At 32.8% G+C, this 4932-nt stretch carries 6 protein-coding genes, 2 pseudogenes and 1 riboswitch; of the genes and pseudogenes, 7 read left to right on the top strand and 1 reads right to left on the bottom strand.

The genetic code is table 11. From position 1 onward, the window contains the following. The 3 genes from FD36_RS06770 to FD36_RS06075 form a co-directional block, all read left to right on the top strand. The coding region (locus tag FD36_RS06770) for a hypothetical protein (protein WP_162255843.1) at window positions 1-237 on the top strand (237 nt) is incomplete at its 5' end. A gap of 13 nt (window positions 238-250) precedes the next feature. Beyond that, window positions 251-445, top strand: a complete 195-nt coding sequence (locus tag FD36_RS06080; protein ID WP_056958791.1) for a hypothetical protein — start codon at window positions 251-253, stop codon at window positions 443-445. Window positions 446-682: 237 nt separating this feature from the next. Further along, entirely contained in the window at window positions 683-2434 is a 1752-nt protein-coding gene (locus FD36_RS06075; protein ID WP_056958789.1) for a glycosyltransferase family protein, read from the top strand. On the opposite strand, the pseudogene FD36_RS06590 reads toward FD36_RS06075, so the two are convergent. After that, window positions 2418-2553, bottom strand: a pseudogene (locus FD36_RS06590) (IS30 family transposase); the annotation flags it as partial. The gene FD36_RS06075 and the pseudogene FD36_RS06590 sit on opposite strands and share 17 nt — an antisense overlap. A 210-nt stretch (window positions 2554-2763) precedes the next feature. On the opposite strand from FD36_RS06590, the gene nrdH reads away from it, so the two are divergent. From nrdH to FD36_RS06060, 4 genes and pseudogenes are all read left to right on the top strand, one after another. Further along, window positions 2764-3009 carry a glutaredoxin-like protein NrdH gene (gene nrdH / locus FD36_RS06070; RefSeq protein WP_202813173.1) on the top strand — a complete coding sequence of 82 codons (246 nt, stop codon included), beginning with the start codon at window positions 2764-2766 and terminating at the stop codon, window positions 3007-3009. Next, window positions 3009-3890, top strand: a complete 882-nt coding sequence (locus FD36_RS06065) for a helix-turn-helix domain-containing protein (protein ID WP_056958786.1) — start codon at window positions 3009-3011, stop codon at window positions 3888-3890. The genes nrdH and FD36_RS06065 overlap by 1 nt, the downstream gene beginning before the upstream one ends. Before the next feature lie 84 nt (window positions 3891-3974). Continuing rightward, window positions 3975-4129: pseudogene (locus tag FD36_RS06720) on the top strand (methylenetetrahydrofolate reductase); the annotation flags it as partial. Window positions 4130-4206: 77 nt separating this feature from the next. Continuing rightward, window positions 4207-4305, top strand: a riboswitch (THF riboswitch). 43 nt (window positions 4306-4348) lie between these two features. Beyond that, window positions 4349-4885 (top strand): folate family ECF transporter S component, encoded by a 537-nt coding sequence (locus tag FD36_RS06060; protein ID WP_056958784.1) that lies wholly within the window; start codon window positions 4349-4351, stop codon window positions 4883-4885. Window positions 4886-4932 lie beyond the last annotated feature (47 nt).

Raw genomic sequence — 4932 nt, 5'->3', positions numbered from 1 at the left:
TCGCCAATTATGGATAAAATTATTTTAAAAGCATATTGGAATTCGGAAGATACTGGTAACGCTGACGAACTATTGTCACACATTGCGGCATATTATTTAGAATTTCATCCTACTGTAAATAACAATGCTTATTTACGCAAGATTAGAGTTGGATTAGTTGAAAACAAACTTGCAGAAGAAATTCAACGTGATAAAAATATTCATACTGTTTCTGTTGAACAGGCAGATTATATGTAGTAAGGAGATAATTATGAAATTGTTAGAAACGGGAACAGTTATGGAATTGATTGATTTTTTCGAGGTTGCTGCTAGCAGTTGTGACCCTAATAGTTCAGAATATCATCGTTATGAAAGTGCGTTGAGGAAGTTATATCTTATGGGTAAAGATGATAAGCAAAAAAACAATCGCCTTAGCCTAACAGATTTTTTACAAAGTATAGAATGAAGCCACCGTTTTAAACGGTTTTTGGTAAAGAGTAGCAGTGTTCAAGCACTGCCACTTTTGTTTCTATTTGTATTTTTACGAGGATTTTAATACGTTTGAATTAATAACGTTACTAGCAATACGATCACTATTCTGATTACCGAAAGGAGTTTCTTTATGGAGAAAATGAATTATTAATCCGTAAAATGTGTGACAAACCTAGAATTTATACAATTTTAACTATGACGAGGAGAACTCATGTATTATAAGCTAAAGAAAATATATCCGATATTAATAATTATTGCTTTATCGTTGTTGATACTTATTCCTTTTTTCAAGATAAATCAATTAGGTGTTCATTCTGATTGGAGTTTTCACGCTGCTCGTGTTCAGCAGTTATATTTGAACTTAACACGAGGACACTTTTTTACATACAGTGCAACGGATACTTTTAGTAAGGTTGGTAATGGTAATTTTCTATTCTACCCAACATTTTTCTTGTATCCATGGGCATTTTTGAAATTGTTTTTTACGCCAATTGCCTCTTACTTGATTTATGTATGGTTACTTTTTGTGGCAACTGGGCTAATAGCATTCTTTTGTATGCAATCTTTTGATAAGCAGGCTACTTGGCAATCACTATTTTTTGCGTTAATTTACATGATTGCTCCCTACCATCTTTACCTAACATTGAATAATTACGTATTAGGTGAAGCACAAGCATATATGTTTATTCCTTTAGTATTGTTAGGAATGTATAATGTCATTTACAAAGATAAATGGGTGATACTAGCAATTGGAATGACGATGATGGCTTATACGCATTATGTAAGTCTATTTATTTCTGTAGAAGTTTGTGCTGCAATACTAGTATGTTATCTTATTCAGAATAAGAAAATTGAACTAAGTAAGTTTGTTATATTAGCAAAATCAATTGGCTTATTCATTTTGTTATCCCTTTGGCAATTTATTCCATTATTTACTGATTATTTCCATCGAGATTTATTTAGACCTAATCCTGGATTTATGCTTATGCAATCAGCAGGCGACTTCTTTGTATCGGCAGTATCAAATGGAGCGCTTTGTCAAGCATCAAATGGAACTCTTCGTCAAGGTGGAATCGGCTTAATATTGTTGTTCACATTGATATTTGGCTGGTTACTTATCGATAAGAACTCTAAGTATATGTGGGTTTACTTGTTAGGGGTACTTTTCACCTGGATGATAACTACAGCTTTTCCCTGGCATTACTTTATTAAAACACCATTAGCAATTATTCAGTTTCCTTATAGGTATACTGGTTATGCCATTGCCTTCTTAGCGATCACTTTATCTAAAATTTTGTTTACTTTGCAATTTGATAAAGTCAATAAAAATGTTATCAATTGGGGAATTGTTTTAATAATGCCAGTTTTATATGCTGGAAGTATTTCCCCAATCATTGCTAGAAACTCTAATTCTGATGGTACAGTTCCCGTATTAACGTCTCAAAGGACGGGAAATTATAAAACCTTTCGGGATGCGAAGGACCTACCAATTATTATTAATAATTCTTCTTACAATAAGCAGTTCTCTTATGGAGCGCTGTATGGTGAAACAGATTATATGCCAATGAAGGCGATTGAAAATGTAGAATCGGTTCTAAATAGAGTTTCTTATATTAATGGTCATAAGAAATTACTAAGGCAGTATAGTAAAGCAAATGAAATTCATTATTTAGTAAATACTAATCGCCGTTCTATCATTAATCTACCAGCTTTGCAATATCATAATACTAGAGTATATATAAATAATCGACTTGTTGACACACAAATATCAGATCGGGGAACCGTTCTCACTAATCTTCCAAAGGGAAAATACAATATTGAAGTTACCTATAAGCCATCGATGCTACTAATAGTAGCAAGAGTAATTGCAGTTATGTCTTGGATATATATAGTATTCTTGTGGGGGATTAAATTATGGCAGACTACAAGAAATAACTTGAACGAATTTAGTGACGTAAATTAAGCAAGAAGATCTCGATTGATATATGCCAATTAAGACATTTAAGTGGCTTATCCCTTGAAAATAAACCGTTGCAAAACTCGGTTACGATTCTCATTGCTACTGTGTTCATGTGGTGAATAATTTAATATAGTAAAAAAACAACCTCTAACTAGGTATTACGTCTAACTAGGGGTTGTTATTCTTTTAACGTTTTGTAATAGCTTATTTAAATTCATTTTATCCCCTTCCCTAATTATTTAATGCTATTTTTATATTTTATTATTGACAATATAGTAAATAGATGTTATTATATAATTGTAGATAAGAAATAAGAAAAAGAGGAATCAGTTGTGAACCAAGTTACTATTTATACTAAGACCAATTGCATCCAATGTAAAATGACTAAGCAAGCTTTAACAAGAGCTGGAATTACTTTTAAAGAGATTGATATTTTAAAAGACATTTCTATGCTACATAAACTTAAAAAAGAAGGTTTAACTCAATTGCCTTATGTTGTTACTACTGATCAGCATTGGAATGGTTTTCAACCAGATAAGATTAAGGTTTTAGGCTTTAAGCCTAGAAAGGAATTATAATGACTTTAACTGCTAATATTGAAGCACTTGCTTTAAAAAAAGGTATCCCTGCGGATAAACTACTAAAAGATTTAGGGATTTCTACTAATACTTTTTATCGTTGGGGATATCAAGGTAAAAATCATAAAATTAATCGTAATTTAGGAAAAGTAAGCCGAGTCCCTAATCGCTCGGGTTTACAAAAAATTGCTGATTATTTAGATCTTCCTGATATTTATGCCCTACTAGATGTTCATGATACCCAAAATGTAGAGAATAGTTTAGGTAATCGATTAGTGCGTGATTTTAAATTGAAACAGAAGAATCGTTTTACTTACGATAATGCTAATAACTATTTAGGTAATACGGTTAAAAATTTATTAAAGGTTACTATTGCTCGAAAGGTCGAAGATCCTACTTTAGATATTAATCCGATTATACAAGCCCTAGTAAATAAAAGAACTCACTCTAAAGTAAAAATCTTGAAAAATATTGTGTTTGCAGCTGTTTATTTAGATGTTAGCCTGGATTATATGTTTGGACTAATTGAACAACCACGTTCGATTAAAGATCCTAAATACCCTGCTCATAGTAAAATTACTGATTGGGAAATCAACCAAATTGCAGAACAAGTTAAAAATTTATGTAATCGTACCACTATGTCTTTAGAGGATTTAACAGATGCAACTTCGGTTTCTGCTATTACCATTTATCGCTGGTATGATAATCGGAACGCCCCTGCTGTTAAGAGTTTGTTTAAAATAGTTAAGTATTTTGACGTTAGTTTAGATTATTTGTTTAATATTTCGACTTTTGATAAAAAGGTTAATCCACAATATCAACAAGAACAAACTAAAGCAACCATTGATATTTTAAAAGAACTTAAAATTGATAAGCTATAAAGCTTTTTGGATTAGAAAAAGAGAAAAATGGTGACTAACTTTTCCACAATTATAATTAACTAATGGTATCCGCCCTATGCTCAAAAATTCGTTGATATTATGGATCATTTTCGCAATAATCAAGGCGTGATGCTGGGATTAACTATGCAATTGAACAAATTGTTGATTTATTGTCGAACAATGTCGATGGAATTCACCTCTATACGATGAATAATGCGGAAAATGTCCAACGAATTTAGGACGCAACCCATACATTGTTCGCAGAAACTAGCAATCACCCAACTGAGCGAGTATAATCAAGTTGTAACAAAAATTTATCGGAGTAGAAATTAGCGCGTTAAGTGTCGATGGAACGGAATGTGAACATCGGACAAAAAACTTCAACGTTTGCGGTTCTAATTTCGCATTCGCCACTAAGATCCGCCTTTTGGTGGCAGCTCCTGACAGGAGATGTCAAAATGGAAAGTTTCAAGAAGTGGGGTTTACGCCCTCTTAGTCTCAAAGGGATCAGTTATCTTGCCATTTTAATGGCGATTCAGATTGTCCTTAGCCGTTTAGTTGTAGGAAATGCCAATGTCCAATTCGGGTTCGCGTTTATTACCGCTGCCTTAATCGGACGTTGGTATGGACCGTTTTGGTCAGTCGGAATTGCCATCATCGTAGATTTTATTTCGACGATGATTAGTGGTCAAGCCTATTTTATTGGGTTTGCCCTTTCAGCAGTCGTTGCGGCTTTGATTTACAGTTTTGCGTTTTTTCAACATCCTAAGATTGGACTAGTAAGAATTATTGTGGTGGTATTGTTAATCACAGTAGTCATTAATATCTTCATGAATTCTTACTGGGTTTCAATCTTAGCGCACACTAATTTCTGGTATTTCTTACCAATGCGATTAGTCAAAAACTGTATTTCTGCACCACTTCAAATTGGAATCTTATATTGGATCTTGAATAACAAGACAATTAATCGAATGGAGCCACAAGTATTTAAATAAACAAAAACAGCACCGAATTTTAAATCATGATGTGAACCCATAAAGTT

The organism is Fructilactobacillus sanfranciscensis DSM 20451 (assembly GCF_001436035.1).
Taxonomy (GTDB): Bacteria; Bacillota; Bacilli; order Lactobacillales; family Lactobacillaceae; genus Fructilactobacillus; species Fructilactobacillus sanfranciscensis.
The sequence above is the reverse complement of the archived record's forward strand: the minus strand, read 5'-3'. Positions and strand labels throughout refer to the sequence as shown.

Bases quoted from the DNA above. Each gene is read 5' to 3' on its own strand.
- FD36_RS06080 (WP_056958791.1), top strand. From the start codon at position 251: ATGAAATTGTTAGAAACGGGAACAGTTATGGAATTGATTGATTTTTTC.
- FD36_RS06075 (WP_056958789.1), top strand. From the start codon at position 683: ATGTATTATAAGCTAAAGAAAATATATCCGATATTAATAATTATTGCT.
- FD36_RS06065 (WP_056958786.1), top strand. From the start codon at position 3,009: ATGACTTTAACTGCTAATATTGAAGCACTTGCTTTAAAAAAAGGTATC.
- FD36_RS06060 (WP_056958784.1), top strand. From the start codon at position 4,349: ATGGAAAGTTTCAAGAAGTGGGGTTTACGCCCTCTTAGTCTCAAAGGG.